This window comes from Nocardia sp., from assembly GCF_025465275.1.
GTDB lineage: Bacteria > Actinomycetota > Actinomycetes > Mycobacteriales > Mycobacteriaceae > Nocardia.
The window spans coordinates 21416-45991 of record NZ_JAODNK010000097.1 but is presented as its reverse complement, the minus strand read 5'-3'; the positions used below and the strand labels follow the sequence as shown (position 1 = coordinate 45991).

The following is a 24576-nucleotide window of genomic DNA, read 5'->3' as shown; positions in this document are numbered from 1 at the left end:
CGTTTACCTACTGCATGCCAGCGCGGGGCGGCGGAAGATCAACGGGCTGTTGCCAACCGGGCCAGGCCGACGACCACCTTGTGACCGAGGTTGCGGAGCAGATCGACGGCTTGCCGACCGGTGCGGCCCGCGCCTGCGATTGCGAAAACTTGTCACCAGGGCAGCGGGTGTCCGTCGCGGAAGAAGCCTCCGGTGGGGCCGGAGTCGGGCAGGGTTGCGGCCCAGACGATTCCGGCCGCACCCTCTGCGGCGGAGCGCCCCTCCGGGGGCGCCCATATCGGTGGCTACCCAGCCCGGACAGATGGAGTTGACCAGGATGCGGTCGGAGCGCAGCTCGGCGGCCAGCATGCGGGTGAGCACGTTGAGCGCCACCTTGGTCGTGTTGTAGGCGGGGGTGCCGCCGCCCATACCGGTGAGGGAGGCGGCTTCGCTGGAGACGTTCACGATGCGGGGATGGGAACTCTTGCGCAGCAACGGCAAGAAGGCATGGACCATGCGCTAGGGGCCGTAGAGGTTGGTTTCCGCCGCCTCGTGTACGACCGCCAGGTCCGAGGTCGGCGCGCGCTGCGAGGTGTCGTAGGTGATCGCGGCATTGTTGATCAGGACATCCAGTCGACCGTGCGGGCGTTCCGCTTCCTCGGCCGCCGCCACGACACCGGCGTTGTCGGTGACATCGAGCAACGGGATCGCCCCCACCTCTGCGGCCGCGGTCTTCCCGGCTTCGTCGGACCGCGCAGTCAGCAGCACGGTGAACCCGTATCAGGCCAGCTGCCTGCAAATTTCCCGGCCGATCCCGCGGTTGCCGCCGGTGACCAGCGCGATATTGCCAGGACGGGACGTTGTTCGAACCCGATGGTGCGGCATTTGCGGCGAATGAGGCTGTGTCGCTGAGCAATTGGACCGAACGAATCATGGGTGATCCGGACTCGCAGCCGCGGCCGGTCAGCGCGCTGGGGTTCTGAGCAGCTGAGAACGGGCGACGGTGTAGTCGCGGCCGGACACCGATCCGTGCAGGTCGACCGCTATATCAGGTATCGATGATCGAGCCGAAGCCGCCGCGCCGACCGCAACGACGATTTTGACTACTGTAGCCAGACCACGCGTAGTCCTCGCTGAACGCGAGTCGGCCCGATCCTCTCTCGAGGCCGGACCGGAGCGGAAGGTAATCCACGGGGCGTTGCTCTGTGACAACAACCGCGTCCCCCACTCGCGTTGACGGCTCTCAGCACACAGCACCTCGATCAGGCATGAGCCACCTACCGTCAATTCTTCACGGAGACACTGCCTGACTGGCCGGTTTCTCGGATCTGGCGATGCTTGCGGTTCCCTCGGGTCGCCTCAACACCATAAACGCCACCCATGTGATCAGTGATAAAACGCCGCGCTGAATGCCTGTTCGGCGTCATAGCGCTGTTGATCACTCTGTAAATAGCACCTACTATGTGCACCGATGCGCAATGCTGCGACAGGAAGGTGGGTCACTAGCCTGAGTTCGAAACCAATCTCCGATGTCCCGTTTGTATACCAGGCCAGGACCTCGACCCGCGATTAGTGGATCCTGATTCATTCTCCGTCGATCTGACTGCGTGGAGAAAAGAACATCGTGTCTGCTCGCCGTATGCAGCACCTCGAAATCTCGGCGACGGAAATGGGCAGAAGGCACGAACACCGACCGAACTTCTGATCATTGATGCCGTTGAACCCAATTGTCTGCAGCGAGCCAAAATTCTACTCCCTTAGGACTTCCTTTGACAATTGAAAGTATGAACCAAGCTGTGGGGGAACAGAGTGCTGGTGACAGAAGACTTCCTACCCCCTCCAGGCGAGGTTTCCTGCAAGGAACGCTCGCTGCGGCCGCCGGCGTGACCCTCATTTCCAAGGCCGCTCCGGTGCGGGCTCAGACTGCTGCTGCCCCCGAGCACCACCGCGCCATCATTATCGGCAGCGGTTTCGGCGGCGGCGTGACAGCCAATCGGCTGGCACAGGCCGGCATCGAGACATTGGTGATCGAACGCGGAATATGGTGGAAGACCGGGCCGAACGCCGAGACCTTCTCGCACGCCGCGAACCCCGACAAGCGGTCCTCGTGGCTGTCGAACACCACGACCAGCGGCGTCCCTGCGGTGTTCGACAAGTACACAGGGATCATTGAACGCGTCAAAGGCAACGGCATCGACATCATGTGTGCCGCTGCGGTCGGTGGCGGGTCGTTGAACTATCACGGAATGACGATTCAGCCCTCCGAAGCCAACTTTACCCGCGATATTCCAGGTATCGACTACGGGCCGATGAACAGCATTTACTACCCGCGTGTTGCGCAGGTCCTGCAGCCCAACGTGCTGCCCGATGATCTCTGGAAAAACGATGCGTACCAAAGTAGTCGCGTCGTGGCCCAAGCCATCACTGACGCCGGTTATCAGCCTTGGAAGATCCCGCTGCCCATCGACTGGAATTTCGCGCGGATGGAGCTGAACGGCAAAGCTAAACCCGCATACACCAACAGTGACATCGTGTACGGCGTGAATAACGGCGGCAAACGCACTGTCGATGTCACGTGGCTCAAATCCGCGATGGATACCGGGAAGTGCGCAGTAGTAACGCAACATATCGTTCGTGATATTTCGCGGACGAAGGACGGGAAATGGTTGGTGAAAGCAGATCGCATCGACACCGCTGGAAATGTTCAGGAGAACAAGCAGTTCATCGCCGATGCGCTCTTCCTCGGGGCAGGATCAGCCGGCACCACCCGGTTGCTGGTCAAGGCTAAGAACAAGAACCTGATCTCCAATCTGCCTGACGCCGTCGGCAAGAACTGGGGAACCAACGGCGACCGGATCTATCTGGTCCATGAGGCCCTCGGAAAGGACTGGGGACAGCAGGGTGGGCCCGCAAACATCGGTGTCAAGTTCTGGGACGACCCGGCCGGCCCGTTCACCATCGTGCACGGCACTGTGAACATTCTCGTGCCCACTGGCATGGCGACCATCATCGGCTACGGCTCGGTCAAACCGCTGGGTTCGTTCAAATACGACTCCGGCCAGGACGACGCCATCGTGCAGTGGAGCGACTCCTACGACTCGGACCTGGTCACCAGGATTCGCACCCAGGTCGACAAGATCTTCAATAACAAGCCGGGTGCCGCGGTCATCGACGAGAATGCCACCGACAATGTGACCTGGCACGCTCTCGGCGGGGCGACGATGGGTGCGGTCTGCGACTACTTCGGTCGCGTCCAGGGGCAGAAGGGCCTCTACGTGATCGACGGTTCCTTCATTCCGGGCAGCACCGGCGCGTGCAATCCCTCGTTCACGATCGCGGCGCTGGCCGAGCGAAGCATGGACGACATCTTGAAGAAGGACGTCGGATCCGTCTTCTGAGCCGCGCCGAACTCGCATTGTTCGGACGGTCGCTGTGCACGGCATTGCCCCCTGCACCGATTCGGTGCAGGGGGCAATGCCGTGTCCGGACAGGATCAGGCTGTGGCGGTGCCGACCACGCTGTCCATTCGCACACCGGCCGGATCGACGGCATGCTTGGTTCCGCGCGCCTTGATCGAGATGTCGTGGTCGGGGTTCTCCGCGCGCAGGGCGCCGACGGTGCACTTCTCGCGCGGGCGATGCGCGAACGGGTCGAAGGAATACCACCGGAGCGCGTTCTCGTAGGTGATCTTATTCAGGTCACTGTCGGAGACGCCGTCGGCAACTGCCGCGAGCTCTTCCGGGGCGTTGGGCCAGGACGAGTCGGAGTGCGGGTAATCGCATTCCCAGGCGATATTGTCGATGCCGATCAGGTGACGCAGGGTCAGACCGACCGGGTCGGAGATGAAGCAGGTCAGGAAGTGCTCCCGGAACACTTCGCTGGGCAGCTTGCCCTTGAAGTCCTGGCCGGTCCACAGATGGTGCATGTCATAGGTGCGGTCGAGCCGATCCAGGAAATACGGAATCCAGCCGGTGCCGCCCTCGGACAGGGCGAACTTGATATCGGGGAAGTTCTTTGGGACCCGAGACCAGATGAGGTCCGCGGCGGCCTGACACACATTCATCGGCTGTAGCGTGATCATCACGTCGATCGGCGCATCCGGAGCGGTGACCACCAGCTCGCCGGAGGACCCGAGGTGGATGGAGATGACCACATTCTCATCGCACGCTGCCTTCCACACCGGATCCCAGTAGGAGTCGTGGAAGCTGGGATACCCGAGTTTGGCCGGGTTTTCGGTGAAGGTGAGCGAGTGGCAGCCCTTCTTGGCGATCCGCCGGATCTCCGCGGCGCACAGTTCTGCGTCCCAGAGAATCGGTAGCGCCATCGGAATGATCCGGCCCGGATACGTTCCGGCCCATTCATCGATATGCCAGTCGTTGTAGGCGCGCAGGACGGCGAGGGCCAGGTCCTTGTCCCCGGCGGCCGCGAACTGGCGTCCGCTGAATCCCGGGAAGGAGGGGAAGTTCATCGAGGCCAGCATGCCGCCGGAGTTCATGTCCTTGATGCGCTCATGGATGTCGTAGGTGCCCGGGCGAATCTCATCGAACGTGGTCGGCTCGACGCCGTACTCCTCTTTGGGCCGACCGGCGACGGCGTTGAGGCCGATGTTCGGGATTACCGCATCACCGAACTTCCAGACATCCATTCCGTTATCCAATTTGACGACGGCGGGTGCTCGATCGCGGTACTTCTGCGGAAGGTGTTTGTCGAACAGGGTGGGTGGTTCCACAACATGGTCGTCAACGCTGACCATGATCATGTCTTCGGGTTTCATGATGTTCCTCGATCCTGCAGGGTCAGCGCTGACCCATCTCTTGGTGGCTGGATGGCACCTGCCGCGCTAATTATAGTAGACGCTATGTTTTCTGGGGTGAGTGGTTCAAGCGATAATTCCGTCGGACCGTAGCGCGGCCAGTTCGTCGGCGGTGAGACTCAATTCGTCGGTCAGCACGGCAGTGGTGTGTTCTCCGAGCCACGGCGGCCGTCGCTCGGTGTCATTGGCCATCGCGGTCAATCGAACCGGGTTGCCCGGCACCAGAATCGGCTGGGATATCCCGTCGGTGCGGGGTAGTTCCGTCAGCATCGACCGGGCCGACAGGTGTGGGTCCGCGACGACTTCTTCATCGGTGAAACACGGACCCGCAGCCAATCCGGCCGCCCCGAGTGTCCGGCAGGCTTCGAGCTTGGTTTTTCCGCCAGCCCACTGCTCCACCGCTGGGCGCACGATATCTTCGAGATGGTCCACCCAGCCCTGCCGAGTGGCGAGCCGTGGGTCGGTGAGCCACTCGGGGCGCCCGATCAATTGGGCGAGCTTGGCGAAGTGAGCTTCACGTCCGACCTGGAGCACGAACCAGCCGTCGGCGGCCCGAAATCCATTCATGATCAGCGGGCCGAGGTTGCCGTTCCGAAGTCCCATCGACCAGAAGTTGGTCACGATATCGGTCATCGCTACCACGGAGTCGTACATCGCGATGTCGACGTACTGTCCGCGGCCGGTGAGGTCGCGATAACGAAGCGCCGCTTGGATTCCGATGGTCGCGAACAGCGCGGCGCCGATATCGCCGAGTGCGCCGACCGGCGCCACGAATGGGGGGTGGTCACCGTCGCGTTTCATCTCGTAGATGCCCGACATCGCCTCGACGATGGGGGCGAAGGCCGGCCACTCGCGATACGGGGTGGGGACGGTGTTGCCGAACCCGGATACCGATGCGTAGATCACCGCTGGATGGACCGCCGCGATGTCTTCGTATCCGACGCCCAGGCGAGTCATGGTGCCGGGCTTCGAATTCTCTGCCACCACATCGAACCCGGGTGCGAGGCGTTTGATCAGCTCTACGCCACGAGGGCTTTTGAGGTCCACGCAGATGCTGCGTTTGCCGAAGTTGTTGCGCAGGTAGGTCGCTCCCACTCGGCGTCCACTGGGGTCCGTCATGGCCGGCAAGGATGCGCGTCCGGAGTCACCGCCCATGGGCGGCTCTATCTTGACGACATCCGCCCCGAGGCGGGCGAGGAGTTGAGTGGCGTAGGGGAGCGCCTGCATCTGTTCCAGTGCCAGGATCCGCACGCCCTCTAGGGGTTTTGGGGTGCTTGGTGGCGGGTTGTCGGTTGCATTTGCCGTGGTCACGCTCCCGAGGGTATCAGGTTTGTACATTACATATTTTATGTAATCGTTTGCTAGCATGAACGCATGCGTGGATTACTGGGATGGGGTAGCTATCTGCCCCACTGGCGTCTGGATCGAGGCGCGATCGCGGCAGTAGCCGGATCCGGCGGTGGCAAGGGGGTACGGACGGTTGCCGGATACGACGAGAACAGCACAACCATGGGCGTCGAAGCGGCTCGCGTAGCGTTGGCCGGGGGGACGGTGCGACCTCGTGCGCTCTGGTTCTCGACGACCGAGCCTGCCTACCTGGACAAGACGAACGCCACTGCGGTGCACGCCGCGCTCCGGTTGGACCGCGGCACCGCCGCGTTCGATGCGATCGGATCGGTGCGTTCGGCAATGGGTGCGCTGCGTGCCGGACTGCACGGGTCCGAGTCGGCACTGGTGGTGGCAGCCGATCTGCGTACCGGCCTGCCGGGCGGTGCGGAGGAATCATCGGGGGGTGATGGCGCCGCGGCCCTGCTCGTCGGATCCGATGCGGACGGACCGGTGCTCGCCGAACTACTTACCTGGACATCGCTGACCGAAGAGTTCTTGGATCGCTGGCGTCCGCTCGGCGCGGCGACGTCGAGTATGTGGGAAGAGCGCTTCGGCCTCGCTCGATACACCGCGCTGGGGACCGAGGCCCTCAAAGTGGCGTTTGACGAGGCCGGTATCGCTCCGGATGCGGTGTCCGCGCTCATCGTTGCCGGGCCACACCAGCGGACGGCGCAGGCGGTCGCGCGAGCCGCCGGAATCAGCGGGGATCGGCTGGCGGATCGGCTGGAGGATCGCGTCGGCAATGTCGGCGCTGCCCAGCCGGGACTGCTGCTGGCAGCCGAACTCGAGAAGCTCGAATCCGACCGGGTCGTAGTCCTTTTGAGTCTGGCAGACGGCGCCGACGTGGCGGTGTTCCGAACGACCGGCGCCCTGCAGTCATACCGGATCCGGCGGTCTCTGGCGGATCAAATGGCGGCCGGGGCACCTATTACCTACGGCAGATACCTGGCCTGGCGCGGGATGCTTCCGGTAGAGCCGCCGCGTCGTCCGGAACCGGCCCGCCCGTCCGCGACGGCCGCGTGGCGCAATACCGAATGGAAGTTCGGACTCGTCGGATCGGTGGGCAGTGACGATCTGGTGCGCCTGCCTCCATCCCCGATGGATGTGTCGCGTGCGCCGATGGCCGCGGCGGTGGGCACGATCGTCACCTTCACCGTCGATCGTCTCGCCTACTCGCCCAGCCCGCCGGTGGTGTTCGCGGTGATCGACTTCGACGGCGGCGGGCGACTGCCGGTCGAACTGACCGATGTCCAGGAGAGCGAACTCCGGATCGGTGGCCGGGTCGAGATGACCTTCCGCCGCCTGTTCACGGCCGAAGGCGTGCACAACTATTTCTGGAAGGCCCGGCCGGTGCGGTATGCGATAGCAGAAGAGGATTGAAATGGCTTCACATGGCATCAAGGATCGAGTCGCCATCATCGGAATGGGGTGCACCCGTTTCGGCGAGCACTGGGACAAGGGCGTCGATGAGTTGCTTCTCGAGGCCACCGGCGCCGCATTCCAGTCGGCGGGAGTCACCAAGGAGGACGTCGACGCCTATTGGCTCGGTACCGCGCAGTCGGGAATGAGCGGCTTGACGCTGTCCCGGCCGCTGCAACTGAAGGACAAGGCGGTCACCCGGGTAGAGAACTACTGCGCTACCGGGTCGGAAGCACTGCGGCAGGCGGCGTACGCGGTGGCCAGCGGTGCCTGCGATATCGCGATGGCCGTCGGAGTCGAGAAGGTCAAGGACTCGGGTTATCAGGGGCTGAACGCCTTTCCTATCCCCAACGACGGAACCCAGCGCACGCTGACGGCCGCGGCGATGTTCTCCATGGTCGTGCCCGCCTACGGCGGTGCGTACGGAGTCAGCGAAGCGGACATGCGTACCGTGCTGGCACGAATCGCCTCCAAGAACCACTCGAACGGCGCCCGTAATCCTCGTGCGCAGTTCCGCAAGGAAATGTCGGTCGAGCAGTTGTGCGCCATGCCCGCGGTCGCCGGACAGCTATCGGTATTCGATTGTGCAGGTGTGGCCGACGGGGCCGCGGCCGCGATCGTGGTGCGTGCCGAGGACGCACATCTCTACACCGACAATCCGATCGTCATCAAGGCATTGGCGCTGGTTTCGGGTGACGGATCGGGTCTGATGGACCCGGAGTACGACTACACCACGTTTCCGGAAGTGGTGGCGGCTGCCCGGCAGGCGTACGCCCAGGCGGGAATCGAGTCGCCCCGCGACGAGTTGGCGATGGCGGAAGTGCACGACTGCTTCACGCCGACGGAACTCGTACTCATCGAGGACCTCGGGCTGGCGGACCGTGGCACCGCCTGGAAGCGAATTATGGAGGGCGCCTTCGATCTCGACGGCGAGCTACCGGTCAACCCGGACGGCGGTCTGAAGTCCTTCGGCCATCCGGTCGGCGCCACCGGTCTGCGAATGGTCTTCGAGGTCTGGTTGCAGTTGCGAGGTGAAGCACCGGAAGAGCGCCGGATATCGACGTTCGGGTCCCGGTCCCTCGCTCTGACGCACAATCTCGGCGGTTATCCGGGGGAGATGGTCAGCTTCGTCAGCATCCTCGGCACGGCCTGATCAATCGAGAGGTCCAGCGCCTCCGCCTCCACAGACGCCCCCGGGCGCTGTGCGCGGAGGCCTGAATTTCCTCCGGATTATGTTTCAGCCCTTGCGGCTAATCGGTCCAATCGGTTCGGTCCGCCCGGGACGGCTGACGGCCGGTGCGGAGCGGGCTCAACGGCGAATCCATCAGCAGGATGCGCTGCCGGCCACGGATCGCCGCACTGCTGTCGGGGAGGAGGACGTCGCGGTGGGTACGGAGATCGTCCTCCACCCCGGCCCAGGACTCCCAGCTGGGGATCGCCCACAGGAGTAGGCATTCGTCCTGATTGCCGAGGGCGGTCCACCAGGCTCCCACGAGCTGCCATCCGTACTGATCGTGTGCCCGTTTGGCCTCGGATACCGCCGCCGTCAGGAAGTCTCGGCAGGTTCCCGGCGCCACGGTGACCAGTTCGTGCGCGTACACCTCACCGGTGGTGCCCGCGGCGCACAGCTCCTCGATCGGCAGGGTGTCCGGGTGGGGTACCAGCAGCCGGTCGACGCCACCGGCTCGCAGGTCCGCCGCGGCCGACCACCATTTTTCGAGCGACGGATCCTGCAGGGTGGTGTTGTTCAGTTCGATACGGAAGGAGTCGGCCAAGCCGGCGAAACCGTCCTCCTCCCAAATATTGACCACCTGGGGCCATCTGCCGGTGGATCCGACGACGCCCCACACGCCGTAGCAGAGCTGATGCCGCTCGTCCTGGCCGATCGGACTCCAGTTCGCCGTGATGTGGTGCATGTAGCGCGCACGGTTCTGCTTGGTGATGTCGATGAACTCGTGGATGTAGACCTTGTCGTTCAACTTCGCTCCGCTTTCCGTGAGTGCTACTGAATGTAGATTACATAATTTATACTATCTTTAAGATGGTTAGTACCTGCGTCGAATCGCGGGTGCTCGAATGAGAGGTGGTGTGGTCGTTGACCGACCAGTCCCGATCGGCTGACCTCCGTGCGGATGTCGACGCCGACAATGGCGTCCTGTGGCTGACATTGAATCGCCCCAAAGCGGGGAACGCGATTACCGCCGGCCAGCGGGAGGAGCTGATCGCGTGGATGGCGGAGGCCACCGCCGATCCGGACATTCGCGCGGTCGTACTCACCGGAGCCGGCGATCGACACTTCTGCACCGGCGCCGATCTGGCTGCAGGCAACGGGGATTCGTCTGCTGACAACGGTTCCGAACGGACTCCCGGTTCGATCGCCCGAGCCATCTCCGGCGGTGCCCAGCGGCTCATCTCGGCTGTGCTGGATTGTGAGAAGCCGGTCATCGCGGCGGTGAACGGCACCGCGGCCGGGATCGGTTGCCATCTTGCGTTCGCGTGCGATCTGGTCATCGCGGCGGAGTCGGCGAAGTTCGTCGAGGTCTTCGTTCGTCGAGGACTGGTCGTCGACGGAGGCGGTGCCTACCTGCTCACCCGACTGGTCGGACCGCAGATGGCCAAGAAGCTGATCTACTTCGGTGACGACGTGCCGGTGGCCGAGGCGCATCGGATCGGCTTGGTCAGCGAGGTCGTACCGGCCGAAAAGCTCACCGACGTCGCGTCGGAATGGGCTACCCGATTGGCCTCGGGGCCTACCATCGCGCTCGCTCTGGGAAAGCAGTTGATCAACCGCGCCCTCGACGTCGATCGGGCCACCGCGTTCGCGGAGGAGGCGTGGGCGGCCGAGATCAATATGACCAGTGCCGACGGGCAGGAAGGCCTGCGCGCATTTGTCGAGCGGCGTTCGCCGGTGTTCCGGGGCAGATAGCCGCGAATTGACCATAATATGGCGGCAACGTGCCCGCCGGTTGGATCGAGAACGTACCACTTGGGCAAGGAGCCTCGATGGACCTCACTTTGAGTGCCGACCAGCAGAGCCTGCAGGCCGCACTGCGCGACATCCTGCGGAAGGTGTGGACACCCGACCGCCTGCGGGAGGCCAGTAACTCGCCCGCGCTCGACAGTGCGAATTGGGTGGCCTTGGCCGATATGGGCGTGTTCGGCGTAATGCTGCCCGAGGAAGACGGCGGCATGGGGCTGGGGCTGCCGGACGCCGTTGTCCTCTTCGAGGAGCTCGGCAAAGCTTTGGTGCCGGGACCGCTGGTCGCCACCCTGCTGGCGGCCCGCCTGCTACCGGATGCGGGGCTGGGCAAGGCGGTCGTCACCGCGGTCGACACCAGGGATCGGGTTGCCGTCGCCGAGCACTTCGAAGCAGCGACGCATCTGGTCATCGTCGACAATGCGGGCCTGTTTCTGCTGCCTACCGCGGATTGCGTTGCGACTCAGGTCGATACGCCGCTGGATCCCTTGACGCCGCTGTCCTCGGTGACGATTCCGGACCGGTGGGGGGTGCGCATCGGATCGCCGGCCGACGCGGTGCGGTGGCGGTCGGACGGCACGGTGCTGACCGGTGCGCTGCAGGTCGGCCTGGCGCAGGGTGGCCTGGACCTCGCCGTCCGATATGCGACCGAACGGGTGCAGTTCGGCCGGGTAATCGGCTCCTTCCAAGCGGTCAAGCACCTGCTCGCGGAGTGGCTGGTGAAGACCGACGTGGCCCGAGCGGCTGTGCTCGTCGCGGCACTGGCGACCGACGATTCCGGCGTACTCGACGCGGCTCCGGCCGTGTCGGCGGCCAAGGTCCTTGCGGACAAGGCCGCGACCGAGGGCGGGCGATGCGGCATCCAGGTGCACGGTGGGATGGGCTTCACCTGGGAAGTGCTCGCACATCTGTATCTAAAGCGCGCTTGGTTGCTCGCGACGAGTTACGGCTCCGGCGACGAGCACGCTTTGCGCTTGGCGGCCGCGATGTCAGCGCCCGAGCAGTGACCGGTCGGCGGTTGCTGACCTCCGGCGCTCGGCGGTGAGCGTCGCGGCCATGGCCCGCAAGCGGCCGACATCGACCTTGTACGTCGCATTGACCGGTAGGTCCTCGACGAACACCACACTGTCCGGCACCTTGTAGTCGGCGATCCGATCCCGGCACCACGTCCGCAGATCCGTCTCTGTGACAGCGTGGTGCCGTTGGTCTTCGAGAACGATGAACGCGACGCCGATCTCCCCGATTACCGGAGCCGACGTGCCCACGACGGCCGCACGAGCGACCGCTGGATGCGCTGCCAGGACAGTCTCGATCTCAGACGGGTAGATGTTGTATCCGCCGCGAATGTAGGCGTCGTCGGCCCGGCCGACTATCGAAAGATTGCCCGCGGTATCGAGGCGGCCCAAGTCGCTGGTGGCAAGCCATCCCTCAGGGCTTATCGTCTCCGCCGTGCGTTCGGAGTCGCGCCAATAGCCGCGCATCTGGGCATGAGACCGCAGGAATACCCGGCCGATCTCTCCCGCGGGCAGCACGCGTCCGTCACCACCGCGGATCTCGACCTCGGCGGCACCCAACGGTCTGCCTACCGTCGAGGTGATCGTCTCCATCGGATCGCCGACCCGAGTGCCGAACGCCAGGGGCACCTCGGTACTCGCGTACCGGACAACTACCGGACACCGCAGGCGTTCGTGCAGGGCCTCGACCAGTGTGGCCGGTACTCGGCTCGCTCCGGTGGAGACCAGCCGCAGGTGCGAGAGGTCGGTGTCCGCGAGCCGGGGGAGTGCGATGAGTTTCTCCCATTGAGTCGGCACGCCCTGGCCCACCGTGATCCGCTCCGCCGCAAGCACATTCAGCATACTGTCCGCTGTCCATTCCGCGGGAGTCAGGACCAGCGTCGAACGATGCAGCAGTTGGTCGTAGATCCTGGTCATGTAAGCCGCGTGAGCGAAGGGGATGGGGAACAGTTTGCGATCGTAGGGCCGGCTGAGCGGGCCCATATTGTTCGCGATGAAGGCCAGAGTTGTGTGATCGAACCATGCGCCTTTGGGCTTGCCGGTCGACCCGGTGGTCCAGACCACGACCGCCGCGGAGTCAGGCGAGACGGGTGCCCAACCCTCGATCGAGGGGGCCGCGCCCGGGTTCCCATGGATGCTGTCCGGTGTACGAACAGGGCATTGCGCGAGATCCCGGACGCGCTCGCAGGTGTCGGTAACGATGACCGATGGCCGCGAGCGATCGACGATGTGCGCGATTTCGGTGGGACCCAGGCGCGGATTGACGGCGCTGACGGTCGCGCCCACACGCAGCGCGGCCAAGTAGCAGGTGATGAAGTCCCGGCCTGACGGGAGCAGGAGCAGGACCAGATCGCCCGCGTGCACACCCAACTCGGTGAGGCCGCTGGCGACGAGCGACGAATCGGCCCACCATTCGCCGAAACTGGTGGACAGTCCATCCTGTACCAGGGCGGGCAGATCAGGCTCTGTGGCGACGCCGGACTCGAAGAGTTCCGCCAGGTTCGCCGCGCCACCACGTAGATCCATCGAGTTGTCCATCTCTTTCGCTCGCCGCCCCCCGATTCAGATTATAGATTATATAATCTTCTGGTCGAGGGCTTGCTATTTCGCGAAAGAGGCGATGCGGTTCAGCTTGTTTCGGACCGCTCGATGATGCCGCGCGAGATCAAGAGGGCGACAACCTTCTCGGCCTCCTGTTGGAGCATCTTGATGAACTCTTGCTCCGCGGTCTCCCCGTCGTTCGCCTTGAGCGCCCGAATGATGGCACGGAGGCCCTTCTTGTGAATTCGCATGGCGTCGGGGACTTCGGCGAAGAAGTTGCCGGGCACGATGCTCACCGCCATCAGGCGCACGGTCGCACTGATGCGCCGTGATCCGGCGAGCAGGATCAACCGGTGCAGGAACTCCATATTGAGTTGGCTGAACTCGCCCGGATCCGCGGTGTCCTGAATCCGGCGATGCAGGTTGCCCAGCTCGGTGATCCGCTCCGGCGCCGCGCGTTCCGCGGCACGGCGAGCGCCGAAACCGTATACGCGGCCCATGAGTTCGTAGTGGTCGCGGGTCGAGTTCTCATCGAGTCCGACGACGAAGGCGCCGCGGTGTGGTTCGATCACCACCCAGCCCTCGCGATCGAGGGCGATCACCGCTTCGCGAACGGGCACACGGCTGACGCGCAGTTCGGCCGCGATCTCGTCTTGGCGGATACGATCGCCGACCTTGAGCTTGTTCTCGAAGATCAGCCGCCGAATGTATTCGGCGACCTGCTGTGAGCTGGTCGGGCGCGACAGTCCTCCGGAGGGCGTCTCATGATCCTCGAAAGGCAGCGGTTGAGCTGAAGCTGAAACCGAGCTGGCGATGACAGTCTCCTATAGCGGTAGTGAATCAATGCTGGTCATATTAGAAACAAAGTATACGATGCGCCGCCGATGAGTGGCTGCGAGCAGTGAGTGTCGTGCTGGTTCCTGCCCGGTTTGCGTCGACCCCCACGTGGCGGAGCGGTTCGTGTTGTCGCGCAGTGCCCAAGAGTATGTGTTATATATTATATAATACGTGTAGGTATCAGATTTGCGGAGGTTTGGAGTGGTGCAAGGCGAGCCGAGGCCCGCGGGGCTGTTGTCCGGGCTGCGTGTGGTGGAGTGTTCGATGCTGGGTCCGGCGGCCGTATCCACGCCCTTGGCGGACCTCGGCGCGGACGTGATCAAGGTCGAGCCGCCCGGAGGGGACTATGTCCGGCATATGAGCTGGCCCATCGTCGAGGGGACGTCGCTGCTGCACCTGCATGTCAACCGAGGAAAACGCAGCATTGTGCTCGATCTGACCAACGAGGCGGGCCGGGAGACGTTTCTCGAATTGGTCGCGGTGGCAGATGTGGTGATCGAAGCGATGCGTCCCGGCGGGCTCGCGCGCCGCGGGCTCGGTTACGAGCGGCTGCGCGAGGTGAATCCCCATATCGTGATGCTCAGCGTGTCCGGCTACGGATTGACCGGCCCCTATCGGGATCTCCCCAGCCATGGCATCGCCTACGACGCCTGGGCGGGAACGGTCGCACCGGTTGCCGGGGTTGACGGGATGCCGTCCATCCCGGATCACACATCGATCGGGATCACCGCGGGGCCACTATATGGAACGGCGGCTCTGCTGGCAGGTGTGGTGCAGGCGCAACGAACCGGGCAGGGCTGCCATCTCGAAGTGGCGCAGTCGGATTCGGCTGCTGCGTTCGATTGGCTGCGCAGCGAAACCTCTCGGGCCTACCGACGTCCAGGGACAGAGGTGACGGGTAATCCGACGGACGGATACGAACGCAGGCCGCCGGGAACCGGTGGTATGGCGGATGGCGTGCGGTATCAGTTCTATCCGTCCAGCGACGGTCATGTGCTGTTCATGGCTTCGGAGCGGAAGTTCTGGAAGAACTTCTGCTCCGCTGTCGAACGCGATGACCTCTTCGACGCCAATCCGGGGGCGAACCTGGCCGACCATGCCAGAGGCAACCTGGCGCTGCGACGTGAGTTGACGACGATCTTCGAGCAGCGGACGACGGCCGAATGGGTGGAGCTCGGCCTCGCCCACGACGTTCCGATCGGACCGGTCAACACTGCGGAGTCCATTGCCGAGGATCCTCAGTTCGTCGACCGCATGCCGTGGAAGCCGGCGTCGGACCTCGTGGCCGAACAGCTGCCCTTTCCGGTGCGGGAAGTCGGGCACAAGCCGCCGGTCACATCGGATCCCGCGCCTGAATTGGGTGCGCACAGCGAGTCGGTTTTGCGTGAGGTGCTGGGGTACGACGCTGATCGGATCGCGACCCTGCGTAGTCGCGGGGCGCTCGGTTCGGAGTAGATCCGCGCGTCCGCTGCATGGCCCGAACGTGGGCCATGCAGCGGACAGTAATATATACACTATATAATTGACCATGCGCGTCGGGATTTCGCGGGTGGCGTCCATCAGGAGGTATTCATGGCCCGATTGCTCGAGAACAAAGTCGCGATCGTGACCGGCGCCGCACACGGCATCGGCCGCGGCCATGCGCTCGAGTTGGCGCGGCACGGTGCGACCGTCGTGGTCAATGACCTCGGCACGTCGGTGCGGGGCGAGGGAACGGGGCGGGACGCGGACGAGGTTGTCGAACTGATCCGCAAGAACGGCGGCATGGCGATTGCCGAGTACTCCGACATCGCTGATGAGGAGCAGGTGCCACACCTCTTCGAACGCGCACGCGCTGAATTCGGACGAGTCGACGTGGTGGTGAACAATGCCGGCATCGTCCGGGACAGGGTCATCTGGAACATGCCCGTCGCAGATTTCGACGCGGTGATGCGAGTGCACGTCCGTGGCACCTGGTTGATGACGCATGCGGCCGCGAATCATTGGCGCGAGCGTGCGCAGAGCGGCGAGACCTTTACCGGGCGAATCATCAATACGACGTCCGGCGCAGGCCTCAGCGGGAACTTCGGGCAGTCGAATTATGCGACCGCCAAAGCCGCGATTGTGGGTCTGACGCTGACATCGAGCCTGGAACTCTACAAATACGGAGTAACCGTGAACGCCGTCGGCCCGGGCGGCATGACCCGATTGACCGCCACGTCAGCCACCGGCGAGAAGGCATTCGAGGCGGACGATCTGGCGCCGGGGGAGTATCACCCGATGGACCCGGCAGGCAGTTCTCCGCTGGTGGCATGGCTTGCCAGCGACCAGGCGCAACACGTGACCGGGCAGGTGATTCGTGCCATTCACGACAAGATCTATCTGATGGGCGGCTGGTGCGAGAAAGACACGATCAGCAGTGGTGGGGAACGCTGGGACGCCGACACGCTGGGGATGAAGCTGGCCACGGACATCTTCCACACCCGTGCGCCGGGCTTGCGTTGACACTTCCCTGAACCGCAAGTTCGTCTGCACGGAGACGGGGCAGCCCATGGTGCTGGGGCTGCCCCGTTCTCATGTCTATCGGGCCCGCGCGATACGGTCCTGTACCTCGCGTACCCGGGTGTGGAAATAGGGTTGTTCAACCGACCACTGCTGTGCCTTGAGTTCGAGGTCCAGCGCCGGACCCATCTCGGTGAATCCGGTGGACTGTCGCAGTGTTTGTTTTGTCCGCCGGATCAGATCGGGCGACCTTCCCACGACCCGTCTTGCGAATCGCATTGCGAGACCGGTCAATTCATCGTCGGGAACGCAACGCCAGGCCAGACCGCACGCCGCGGCCTCGGAACCGGTGAGGACATCACCGCACAGCACGAGCGCGGCAGCGCCCTGTTTGCCGATTCGCCTGCTCAATTGCCACAGGTGCCCGCCACCGGGGTGGATGCCCACATCCAGGAATTTCGGATCGAATCGGGCGCTTTCGCCGGCAAGTACAACGTCGCAAGCCAACGCCAGATTGACTCCGGCACCGATCGCTGGACCGCAGACGGCCGCGATCGTCGGGATGGTCGCCTCGGCCAGCGTGAGATATCCGGCGTACATCTCCGAAAGGTCATGCCTGCGGTCGACCAGACCGTCCAGCGAACCGCCAGAGCTGAACACGGGCGCTTCCGCATCGAGGACTAGAACGGCGGCGCCCGCCGTGATCACTTCTTCGACGGCGGCGGCCAAGTCATCGCTGAGCCGCTTGCTGAGTGCGTTCCGGTGCGCGGGATCCGACAGGGTGACGATGCCGATTCCGTCTTCGACTCTGCGGCGAACGACGCTGTCGGCGTGGGAATTCGAATCGGATGCGGTCATATGGACTCCTCAAACGCGCGGCCCCGACCTGACCTGAATGCCAGACGATCATCATGCCGCCCTCAGTCGATTGAACCATAGTTCAGACAATGAAATATGTATTCATATCCTAGATCGAAGGTTCGAATCAGTGTACTTCGGCTCTCATAGATCGAACGGCTGGTCTACTTCCTGTACTCGGCTGCATTAGACTTCCACCGACATGCCCATACCGACCCAGGTGTGGCACGGGGCGAGACAGTTGAGGGTGGCGATGGCGCGGGCACGAGAACCGAAAGAGATCCAGGATTCAGCCGGGAAACCTGGGGGCGCCGTCGAAGTGCCGAGTCCTCGCGAGGCTCGCCGGCAATTGCGGATCGAACTGAGCCGGGAACAGATCCTCGACACCGCGGAGCAGTTGTTCAGTGAACGTGGGTATCACGACACGGGTTTGAAGGACGTGGGGGAGCGGTGCGAGTTCTCGGTAGGGACCATCTACTCCCTGTTCGACAGCAAGGACAGTCTCTACGCCGAGGTATTGATGCGGCGTGGGCGCGGTCAGATCGCCGACATGCGACGGATCGCCGAGGAGGATGGTTCGCCGGATCAGCGATTGACGGCGATGGCCCGGCTGCAGATCGTGCATTTCCGCCGGTATCCGGCGTGGGGACGGCTGATGACCCGTGTGCTGACCGTCGGCGTCGGGCAGGAAACGACATTGCCGGAAGAGTTCCAGGACGCTTACCGCGAGGCGATCGATCTCGAAGCGACCCTCATCGCCGAAGGGCAAGATGCGGGGGTACTGTGTGCCGGCGACCCACGTGCGCTCGCTCGCCTGTTCTCGGCCCTGGTCACCGCCTTCCACGCGATGGATCCCGAAATCAGTGATGACGCAGAGGATTTCGACGTGGACGAATTCCTGGGCGTGATCGCTCAAACCTTTGCCAGGTCAGCCGCCCGCTGACCGTGCCTAGCCGGGCCATCACCTCCCGGTCCACAGTTGGAACGGTGTCGACACTGCACTCCTTCGTGTGAGGGACCTGATCGATAAAGCATATAAAGTATATATTCTTGCAGGTCGGTGACCTGGGCTGATCTACGGTGAGACACTATATGAACTGTCGTTCAGTTTCTTGAGATGCTTGCTCATTAATCTGTGCTGGCTTACAGTTCTTTGCGTTCAGATTCCTATCGACTTGGGAGGTCCAATGCCGGGTCGGCCAATGCAGGGTGTTCGGGTCGTCGAGGTGGCTCAGTTCACCTACGTGCCAGCGGCGGGTGCAGTGCTCGCGGACTGGGGCGCGGACGTGATCAAGGTCGAGCACGCCGAGACCGGAGACGCTCAGCGCGGGTTCGCGTACCTCGGTCCCGTTGCCGCCGGCGGCAACTTCGCTCCTTTGATGGAGCATGCCAATCGAGGCAAACGCAGTATCGGGCTGGCGCTAGAGAAGCCGGAAGCCCTTGCGGTGCTGCACGATATCGTGCGGCAGAGCGATGTGTTCGTGACGAATTTCCTGCCGGATGCGCGTGCGCGGCTGCATATCGACGTCGAGGACATTCGTGCTGTCAATCCGGACATCATCTATGTCCGTGGCACCGCACTCGGAGTGCGGGGGCCGGAGGCGGACAAGGGCGGATACGATCAGCCGACCTTCTGGTGCCGAGCAGGTGGCGCTGCGGGTATTTCGGCTCCTGAGCTAGGCGGTATCCTCGGGATGCCCGGGCCCGCGTTCGGTGATTCCATCGGTGGGATGACCATCGCGGGTGGTATCGCGGCGGCACTGTTCGCTAGGAAGAACACCGGCGAACCCTCGGTTGTCGACGTCTCGCTGCTGAGCGTGGGTGCGTGGGCGAACGGGCTCGCCGTTGATCTTTCCCTGGTGAGTGGTGAGCCCTGGGACCCGGCGCCGCCGGAGCACAGTGGCGGGCGAGTCCGGAACCCGCTGGTTGGGATTTTCCGGACATCCGATGGCCGCTACCTCAACCTGAACATGATGCAGCCCGGCCGCTACTGGCCGGAGTTCTGTAAGTACATCGAGCGTCCCGAGCTCGCGCAGGACGCGCGATTCGACTCGGGCAGCGGCTTGATGGAGAACCACGCTGCCGCGGCAGCGTTGGTCGCGCAGGAGATTGCGCGCAGGCCGCTGTCTGAATGGAGTGAGCGGCTGAAGACCTTCGATGGTCAGTGGGCGCCGGTCCAAGACAGCGTCGAGGTCGGGCAGGATGTCCAGCTCCGTGCGAACGGGTTCATCGCGCAACTGACGGACGTCGATGGGCAGACGCGCGAATTGGTCACCGCCCCAGTGCAGTTCGACGAAGTGCCCGCTACCCCGACCCGCGGTCCCGAGTTCGCTGAGCACACCGAGGAAATTCTGCAGGGGCTCGGGCATGACGAGCAATCCATTCTCGATCTTCGGCTCGCGAACGCGGTCACGTAGGGCTCAGGTCTGTGACAGAGAGGCGCGTGGCCTTGTTCACCCAACAACAACATTGTATAATATATGTAATATTACTTGGCAGGTGATCGGAGACCGTGGCGATGTCGCAGACGACCATCGATGGTGACGAGCCCTCGGGGCTGCCCGACGAGCGTGACGGCGAGTTCCTGATCTTCGGAGTCACCGCTTTCGATCTTTTCAATTACTGGGTCTCGACCTTCTTTGGTATTCCTGTACCCAGGAAGCATAGTAGTTGCTATGATCCGAATTGTTAGTTCACGGCGCGGAAGTTCGACCCTCATCGGGTCGGTGACCGCCTCCTCATGTAGTTCAAGGGCGTCAGTGTGAGAGCTGGATTCATCGGTCTCGGTAATCAGGGCCTACCCATGGCGCGCCGAATCGCAAGTGGGGGTATATCGACGACAATTTGGGCCCGACGTGAATCTGTCGCTACCGCAGCCTCCGAATGGGGAGCTGACGTCGCGAAGACACCGGCCGATCTCGGTGCCGCTTGCGACGTGATCGGGATATGCGTTTTCGACGCGGCCGGTGTCGAAGAGGTGCTCTTCGGTACCGCGGGAGTGATCGAAGGAATGGCGCCCGGAGGTGTGATCACGGTGCACAGCACCGTGTCACCGCGGGAGATCGAAAGAATCGCCGAACATGCTGAACAGCACCGGATCACGATTCTGGATGCGCCGGTCAGTGGCGGGCCCCTCGCAGCCGAAGCCGGCGAATTGCTGGTCCTACTGGCGGGCCCGGCACCAGCGGCGGAGCGGGCGATCCCCATTATCAGCTGCTACGCGGGTCGAATCGCTCGCTTCCCGAAAGTCGGCACGGCGCAGCTGGCGAAGCTGCTCAATAATGCGCTACTGGCTGCGCAAGTCGCGCTGGTCGCCGATGCGATTCGGCTCGGGCAAGAGCACGGAGTCGGCGACGGACTGTTCGACGTGTTCAAAGTGGGTAGCGCCCGCAGCTATGCGTCGGAACTCTTTGCCGCCTTCGGGTCGATCGAGACCCTTGCCCGCTCGCAATTCACCGTCACGATGGACAAGGACGTCCGCTTGCTGCTGGACGCTCTCGGAACTGCCGATGCGGAATCGCCGCTGCTGAATACCGCGATCAATTTTACTCGCCAGTTCGATGTCGGCTCCGGTTCGGTGCCGACGCTCGACCGAACTGATCCCGAACCTGACGCAATCAAATCTCCAGGTTCGAATCGAAGGGTGTGACACGAAAATGGATGGCCGACCGGAGATCTCACTGGACGTTCACGGTGAGGAGTTCTGCCGACGCAACTACGAAATCTACGACGATCTGCGCTCTCGCTGCCCGGTCGCCTGGTCCCCCGAGCACGGTGGCCACTGGTTGCTGACCGACTACGACTCGGTATTCGAAGCGACTCGCGACGACGAATTGTTCTACTCCCGAGCCGGTGCGGGTATCCGGGATCCGGAGCTCGACGCGGGATACCTGGCCGAGATGCCGCCGATTCAGACGGATCCGCCGCTGACCGGGCAGATGCGGGCACTCACCTCGCGGTACCTGTCGCCGGGGGTCGTCAACGGCCTCGAGCCGGCGATGCGGGTCATCGCGGATGAACTCATCGATACCTTCATCGAGCGGGGGGAAGCAGACCTGATCAAGGAACTCACCACCCCGCTGCCCGCGCGGGTGATTCTCCGGCTGCTGAACTTCGACGAGAGCCGCTGGCCAGAGTGGGTTGTATACGTGCACACACTGATTCACGGTCCCGAAGGCGGTGAGGATCCCGAGTCCGTGCGCCCGAAGATGCGCGACGCGATCATTTCCGAGATCATGCGCCGCCAGGAGCTGGGCACGGCCGACGATATGGTCGGCAGCATCCTGAACGGGAAAGTCGATGGCCGCGAGCTCACTCCGGAGGAGAAGTTCGGCTACGTGCTGCTACTGCTCTTCGGCGGTATGGACACCACCAGTGGGCTCGCCGGCAATGCTCTGGTGGAGATGTCGAAGCAGCCTCAGCTCAAGCAGCAGTTGCTCGATGATCCGGACCTGATGGGCACCGCGACGGAGGAATTCCTCCGGCACGGGTCGCCGACACAGGGGCTGGCGCGCACCGTCAGCCGGGATGCCGAATTCCACGGTCAGCAGCTGAAGGAAGGCGATCGCGTGCTGCTGTTGTGGGCTTCGGGAAACCGTGATCCGAAGGTCTTCGATCACCCTGACAAAATCGAGCTGGATCGTCATCCCAACCGGCACATGGCGTTTGGTGTAGGGCAGCACCGCTGCCTTGGGTCCAATCTCGCTCGCAGCATGTTCAAAGTGCTGATGACCCAGATCCTGCAACGGATTCCGGACTTCGTCATGCTCGACGAGGAGCCGGTCCGGTTCACCGATGCGGCCAGTGTGTATGCGCCACGCAGTCTTCCGGTGCGATTCACGCCGGGCAAACGCGTTGGATCGGCGAATACCGCCAGCACTTCAGGAGTTTCGCAGTGACCGAGACTACGCATCACATGCTCATCGACGGCGAGCTTGTCGCCGCCTCTGACGGAGCGGTATTCGACAACATCAATCCCGCGACCGAAGAGGTCATCGGATCGGTACCCAATGCCGATAGCAACGACGTCGAGCGAGCGATCCTGGCCGCGCGCCGGGCGTTCGATACGACCAACTGGTCGACGGACACCGCCCTGCGGCAGGAGTGCCTGAGTCAGCTCCAGGAGATTCTGCGCAAGAATCTGGAGATGCTTCGGCCCGCGGTCGTCGCGGAGACCGGCACACCGGTCTTGCTGACCCGAATGACCCAGCTCGACGTTGCGGTCGAATCAGTCGGCCATTACATCGATCTGCTCGACACCTATTCGTTCGAGCGGCCGATGCCCGCCGGTCCCCATGGACCGGCCAGTCAGCGAGTGATTCGCCGCGAGGCCGCAGGCGTGGTCTCCGCGATCACGCCGTGGAATTACCCGCTCTACCTGAATCTGTGCAAGATGAGCGCGGCATTGGCCGCCGGGTGCACCGTAGTTTTGAAGCCCGCGCCCGATACGCCCTTCAGCGGCACGATGCTCGCCGAACTCATCGCCGAGCACACCGCGTTTCCGCCCGGCGTGATCAATATCTTGACGACCGATCAGACGAGCGTGGCTGAAGCGATGGTGACGCATCCGGCGGTCGACGCGGTGACCTTCACGGGTTCGACGGAGACCGGTCGGCGGATCATGGCAGGCGCCGCGCCGACGGTCAAGCGCGTCACGCTCGAGCTCGGCGGAAAATCGGCGGCGATCGTGCTCGATGACGCCGACCTCAAGCAGGTCGTGCCCGGCATTGTCGGCGCGATATGCAGTCACGCTGGGCAGGGCTGCGCGCTGAACTCGCGCCTTCTGGTCCCCAGAAGTCAGCTCGGAGCAGCGTTGGAGATCGCGAAGGCTGCGATGGCGGCAATGCCGTGGGGTGATCCGCAGGACCCCGCGAACCTGATGGGCCCGTTGATCAGTGAACGCCAGCTCGAGCGGGTGCTCGGCTATTTCGAACTCGGTGCGAGCGAGGGCCGAATCGTGACGGGTGGCCGCAGGTCCGATCGGTTCGAGCGCGGTTTCTTCGTAGAACCCACCATCATCACCGACGTCGCGCCCGAGGCACGCGTCGCGCAGGAGGAGATCTTCGGCCCGGCGCTGGTGGTGCTGCCGTACGACGACGAGGACGATGCGGTCCGGATCGCCAACGGCACGATCTTCGGGCTCTCCGGTGCGGTATTCAGCCGCGATATCGAGCGCGCAATGGCCGTCGCCCGGCGGTTGCGGACCGGCACCGTAGGCGTCAATGGTGCGCAATGGTTCCACGCTTCGACACCATTCGGCGGGTACAAGCAGAGCGGACTCGGGCGGGAATGGGGAACCGAGGGTCTCGAGGACTTCCTCGAGCTCAAAGCCATCGCCTATCCGTAAGCGGCACAAAATCATTCGTTGTTCCCACCCACAGCACGTAAGGAGTCTGGAATGGGACGTGTAGCAGGCAAAGTCGCCTTCGTCACCGGGGCAGGTCGTGGCCAGGGACGTAGCCACGCTGTCCGACTGGCGGCCGAGGGCGCTGACATCATCGCGGTGGATATCTGCAAGAACATCGGGACCGTCGCATATGACCTCGCCGGGCCGGAAGATCTCAAAGAGACCGCGCGCCTCGTCGAGGAACAGGGCCGCAAGATCGTGACGCGGGAGGCGGACGTTCGCGCGCCGGCCGAGCTGCGGACCGCCCTCGAGGAGGGCATCCGCGAGCTGGGTCGGCTCGACGTCGTTGTCGCGCAAGCCGGCATCTTCACGATGCGGGGCGAGCCGCCCCTGCAGGCCTGGTCGGATGTCATCGACGTCAACCTGATCGGCACGATCAACGCGATTCAGGTTGCGCTGCCGCATCTTTCGAAGGGCGCGTCGGTAATCGCCACCGGATCGGTCGCCGCCTTCATGGCCCGGACCATCGAGCCGACCCCGGGCGCGGATCCCGGCGGCGCCGGATACAGCTTCGCGAAGCGCGCGCTGGCGGACTACATCCACGAATTGGCCCGGGTTCTGGCGCCCCGGGAAATCCGCGCGAACGCGGTCCACCCCACGAACGTCAACACCACCATGTTGCAGAACGACGTGATGTACCGGACGTTCCGACCGGACCTGGACAACCCCACCCGCGAGGATGCCGAGCTGGCGTTCCCGTCGCAGCAGGCCATGCCGGTGCCGCATATCGAGCCTGAAGATATCAGCAACGCGATCGTGTACCTCGCTTCCGAGGAATCCCGATTCGTCACCGGTATGCAAATGCGCGTTGATGCCGGCGCCTACCTCAAACTTCATGGATTCCACCCGTGAGGTGGCAACT

Annotated in this window: 19 protein-coding genes and 2 pseudogenes; 13 read left to right on the top strand and 8 right to left on the bottom strand. The window is 63.5% G+C overall.

Annotated features, from left to right (window positions below; translation table 11 throughout):
- Positions 1 to 3: 3 nt before the first annotated feature.
- Positions 4 to 696 (bottom strand): annotated as a pseudogene (locus tag JWN03_RS23105) (SDR family NAD(P)-dependent oxidoreductase).
- A 1010-nt stretch (positions 697 to 1706) separates the two neighbouring features.
- Between JWN03_RS23105 and JWN03_RS23100 the strand changes: the two are divergent.
- A complete protein-coding gene (locus JWN03_RS23100; protein ID WP_297618686.1) occupies positions 1707 to 3377 on the top strand; it encodes a GMC oxidoreductase in 1671 nt (556 codons plus the stop codon).
- 95 nt (positions 3378 to 3472) lie between these two features.
- Here the strand turns inward: JWN03_RS23100 and JWN03_RS23095 are convergent, their stop codons facing one another.
- Entirely contained in the window at positions 3473 to 4753 is a 1281-nt protein-coding gene (locus tag JWN03_RS23095; protein ID WP_297618684.1) for an amidohydrolase family protein, read from the bottom strand.
- Between the two features lie 105 nt (positions 4754 to 4858).
- Positions 4859 to 6103, bottom strand: a complete 1245-nt coding sequence (locus JWN03_RS23090; protein WP_297618682.1) for a CaiB/BaiF CoA transferase family protein — start codon at positions 6101 to 6103, stop codon at positions 4859 to 4861.
- Between the two features lie 63 nt (positions 6104 to 6166).
- On the opposite strand from JWN03_RS23090, the gene JWN03_RS23085 reads away from it, so the two are divergent.
- Both JWN03_RS23085 and JWN03_RS23080 read left to right on the top strand, forming a co-directional pair.
- A complete protein-coding gene (locus JWN03_RS23085; RefSeq protein ID WP_297618680.1) occupies positions 6167 to 7561 on the top strand; it encodes an OB-fold domain-containing protein in 1395 nt (464 codons plus the stop codon).
- Position 7562: 1 nt separating this feature from the next.
- Complete coding sequence (locus tag JWN03_RS23080) at positions 7563 to 8753, top strand: acetyl-CoA acetyltransferase (RefSeq protein ID WP_297618677.1); 1191 nt, start codon at positions 7563 to 7565, stop codon at positions 8751 to 8753.
- Between the two features lie 97 nt (positions 8754 to 8850).
- Here JWN03_RS23080 and JWN03_RS23075 read toward each other — a convergent pair whose 3' ends face one another.
- Positions 8851 to 9579, bottom strand: coding sequence for a hypothetical protein (locus JWN03_RS23075; protein WP_297618674.1), 729 nt, complete (start codon positions 9577 to 9579; stop codon positions 8851 to 8853).
- Positions 9580 to 9695: 116 nt separating this feature from the next.
- Here JWN03_RS23075 and JWN03_RS23070 point away from each other — a divergent pair, with 116 nt between their 5' ends.
- Both JWN03_RS23070 and JWN03_RS23065 read left to right on the top strand, forming a co-directional pair.
- On the top strand, positions 9696 to 10526 hold the full coding sequence (locus JWN03_RS23070; protein WP_297618671.1) for an enoyl-CoA hydratase/isomerase family protein: 831 nt from the start codon (positions 9696 to 9698) through the stop codon (positions 10524 to 10526).
- Between the two features lie 77 nt (positions 10527 to 10603).
- Positions 10604 to 11584, top strand: coding sequence for an acyl-CoA dehydrogenase family protein (locus JWN03_RS23065; RefSeq protein ID WP_297618668.1), 981 nt, complete (start codon positions 10604 to 10606; stop codon positions 11582 to 11584).
- Here JWN03_RS23065 and JWN03_RS23060 read toward each other — a convergent pair.
- The 3 genes and pseudogenes from JWN03_RS23060 to JWN03_RS23050 all read right to left on the bottom strand — a co-directional run.
- Positions 11567 to 13117 (bottom strand): class I adenylate-forming enzyme family protein, encoded by a 1551-nt coding sequence (locus JWN03_RS23060; protein WP_297618665.1) that lies wholly within the window; start codon positions 13115 to 13117, stop codon positions 11567 to 11569. The two genes, JWN03_RS23065 and JWN03_RS23060, sit on opposite strands and share 18 nt — an antisense overlap.
- A gap of 101 nt (positions 13118 to 13218) precedes the next feature.
- Positions 13219 to 13704, bottom strand: a complete 486-nt coding sequence (locus tag JWN03_RS23055) for an FCD domain-containing protein (protein WP_297618662.1) — start codon at positions 13702 to 13704, stop codon at positions 13219 to 13221.
- A 30-nt stretch (positions 13705 to 13734) separates the two neighbouring features.
- Positions 13735 to 13827: pseudogene (locus JWN03_RS23050) on the bottom strand (GntR family transcriptional regulator); the annotation flags it as partial.
- 343 nt (positions 13828 to 14170) lie between these two features.
- Here JWN03_RS23050 and JWN03_RS23045 point away from each other — a divergent pair.
- Positions 14171 to 15424, top strand: a complete 1254-nt coding sequence (locus JWN03_RS23045) for a CaiB/BaiF CoA transferase family protein (protein ID WP_366914465.1) — start codon at positions 14171 to 14173, stop codon at positions 15422 to 15424.
- A gap of 117 nt (positions 15425 to 15541) precedes the next feature.
- Positions 15542 to 16453 carry an SDR family NAD(P)-dependent oxidoreductase gene (locus JWN03_RS23040; RefSeq protein ID WP_297618660.1) on the top strand — a complete coding sequence of 304 codons (912 nt, stop codon included), beginning with the start codon at positions 15542 to 15544 and terminating at the stop codon, positions 16451 to 16453.
- Between the two features lie 75 nt (positions 16454 to 16528).
- Here JWN03_RS23040 and JWN03_RS23035 read toward each other — a convergent pair whose 3' ends face one another.
- Entirely contained in the window at positions 16529 to 17308 is a 780-nt protein-coding gene (locus JWN03_RS23035; protein WP_297618658.1) for an enoyl-CoA hydratase-related protein, read from the bottom strand.
- A gap of 202 nt (positions 17309 to 17510) precedes the next feature.
- Here JWN03_RS23035 and JWN03_RS23030 point away from each other — a divergent pair, with 202 nt between their 5' ends.
- The 6 genes from JWN03_RS23030 to JWN03_RS23005 all read left to right on the top strand — a co-directional run bounded on the left by JWN03_RS23030 (position 17511) and on the right by JWN03_RS23005 (position 24566).
- Complete coding sequence (locus tag JWN03_RS23030; protein WP_297618655.1) at positions 17511 to 18251, top strand: TetR/AcrR family transcriptional regulator; 741 nt, start codon at positions 17511 to 17513, stop codon at positions 18249 to 18251.
- A gap of 244 nt (positions 18252 to 18495) precedes the next feature.
- Positions 18496 to 19725 (top strand): CaiB/BaiF CoA transferase family protein, encoded by a 1230-nt coding sequence (locus JWN03_RS23025; RefSeq protein ID WP_297618652.1) that lies wholly within the window; start codon positions 18496 to 18498, stop codon positions 19723 to 19725.
- A gap of 344 nt (positions 19726 to 20069) precedes the next feature.
- Entirely contained in the window at positions 20070 to 20957 is an 888-nt protein-coding gene (locus tag JWN03_RS23020; RefSeq protein WP_297618649.1) for an NAD(P)-dependent oxidoreductase, read from the top strand.
- A gap of 7 nt (positions 20958 to 20964) precedes the next feature.
- Entirely contained in the window at positions 20965 to 22206 is a 1242-nt protein-coding gene (locus tag JWN03_RS23015; RefSeq protein WP_297618646.1) for a cytochrome P450, read from the top strand.
- A complete protein-coding gene (locus JWN03_RS23010) occupies positions 22203 to 23654 on the top strand; it encodes an aldehyde dehydrogenase family protein (RefSeq protein ID WP_297618644.1) in 1452 nt (483 codons plus the stop codon). The genes JWN03_RS23015 and JWN03_RS23010 overlap by 4 nt, the downstream gene beginning before the upstream one ends.
- 51 nt (positions 23655 to 23705) lie before the next feature.
- Positions 23706 to 24566: a mycofactocin-coupled SDR family oxidoreductase gene (locus JWN03_RS23005; protein WP_297618642.1), complete on the top strand. Its 861-nt coding sequence runs from the start codon at positions 23706 to 23708 to the stop codon at positions 24564 to 24566.
- Positions 24567 to 24576: the final 10 nt, after the last annotated feature.

Excerpts from the sequence above, each read along its gene's own strand:
- JWN03_RS23030 (WP_297618655.1), top strand. The coding sequence starts at position 17,511 with ATGCCCATACCGACCCAGGTGTGGCACGGGGCGAGACAGTTGAGGGTG.
- JWN03_RS23005 (WP_297618642.1), top strand. The coding sequence starts at position 23,706 with ATGGGACGTGTAGCAGGCAAAGTCGCCTTCGTCACCGGGGCAGGTCGT.
- JWN03_RS23015 (WP_297618646.1), top strand. The coding sequence starts at position 20,965 with ATGGATGGCCGACCGGAGATCTCACTGGACGTTCACGGTGAGGAGTTC.
- JWN03_RS23025 (WP_297618652.1), top strand. The coding sequence starts at position 18,496 with ATGCCGGGTCGGCCAATGCAGGGTGTTCGGGTCGTCGAGGTGGCTCAG.
- JWN03_RS23040 (WP_297618660.1), top strand. The coding sequence starts at position 15,542 with ATGGCCCGATTGCTCGAGAACAAAGTCGCGATCGTGACCGGCGCCGCA.
- JWN03_RS23085 (WP_297618680.1), top strand. The coding sequence starts at position 6,167 with ATGCGTGGATTACTGGGATGGGGTAGCTATCTGCCCCACTGGCGTCTG.
- JWN03_RS23080 (WP_297618677.1), top strand. The coding sequence starts at position 7,563 with ATGGCTTCACATGGCATCAAGGATCGAGTCGCCATCATCGGAATGGGG.
- JWN03_RS23065 (WP_297618668.1), top strand. The coding sequence starts at position 10,604 with ATGGACCTCACTTTGAGTGCCGACCAGCAGAGCCTGCAGGCCGCACTG.
- JWN03_RS23095 (WP_297618684.1), bottom strand. The coding sequence starts at position 4,753 with ATGAAACCCGAAGACATGATCATGGTCAGCGTTGACGACCATGTTGTG.
- JWN03_RS23035 (WP_297618658.1), bottom strand. The coding sequence starts at position 17,308 with ATGACCGCATCCGATTCGAATTCCCACGCCGACAGCGTCGTTCGCCGC.
- JWN03_RS23060 (WP_297618665.1), bottom strand. The coding sequence starts at position 13,117 with ATGGATCTACGTGGTGGCGCGGCGAACCTGGCGGAACTCTTCGAGTCC.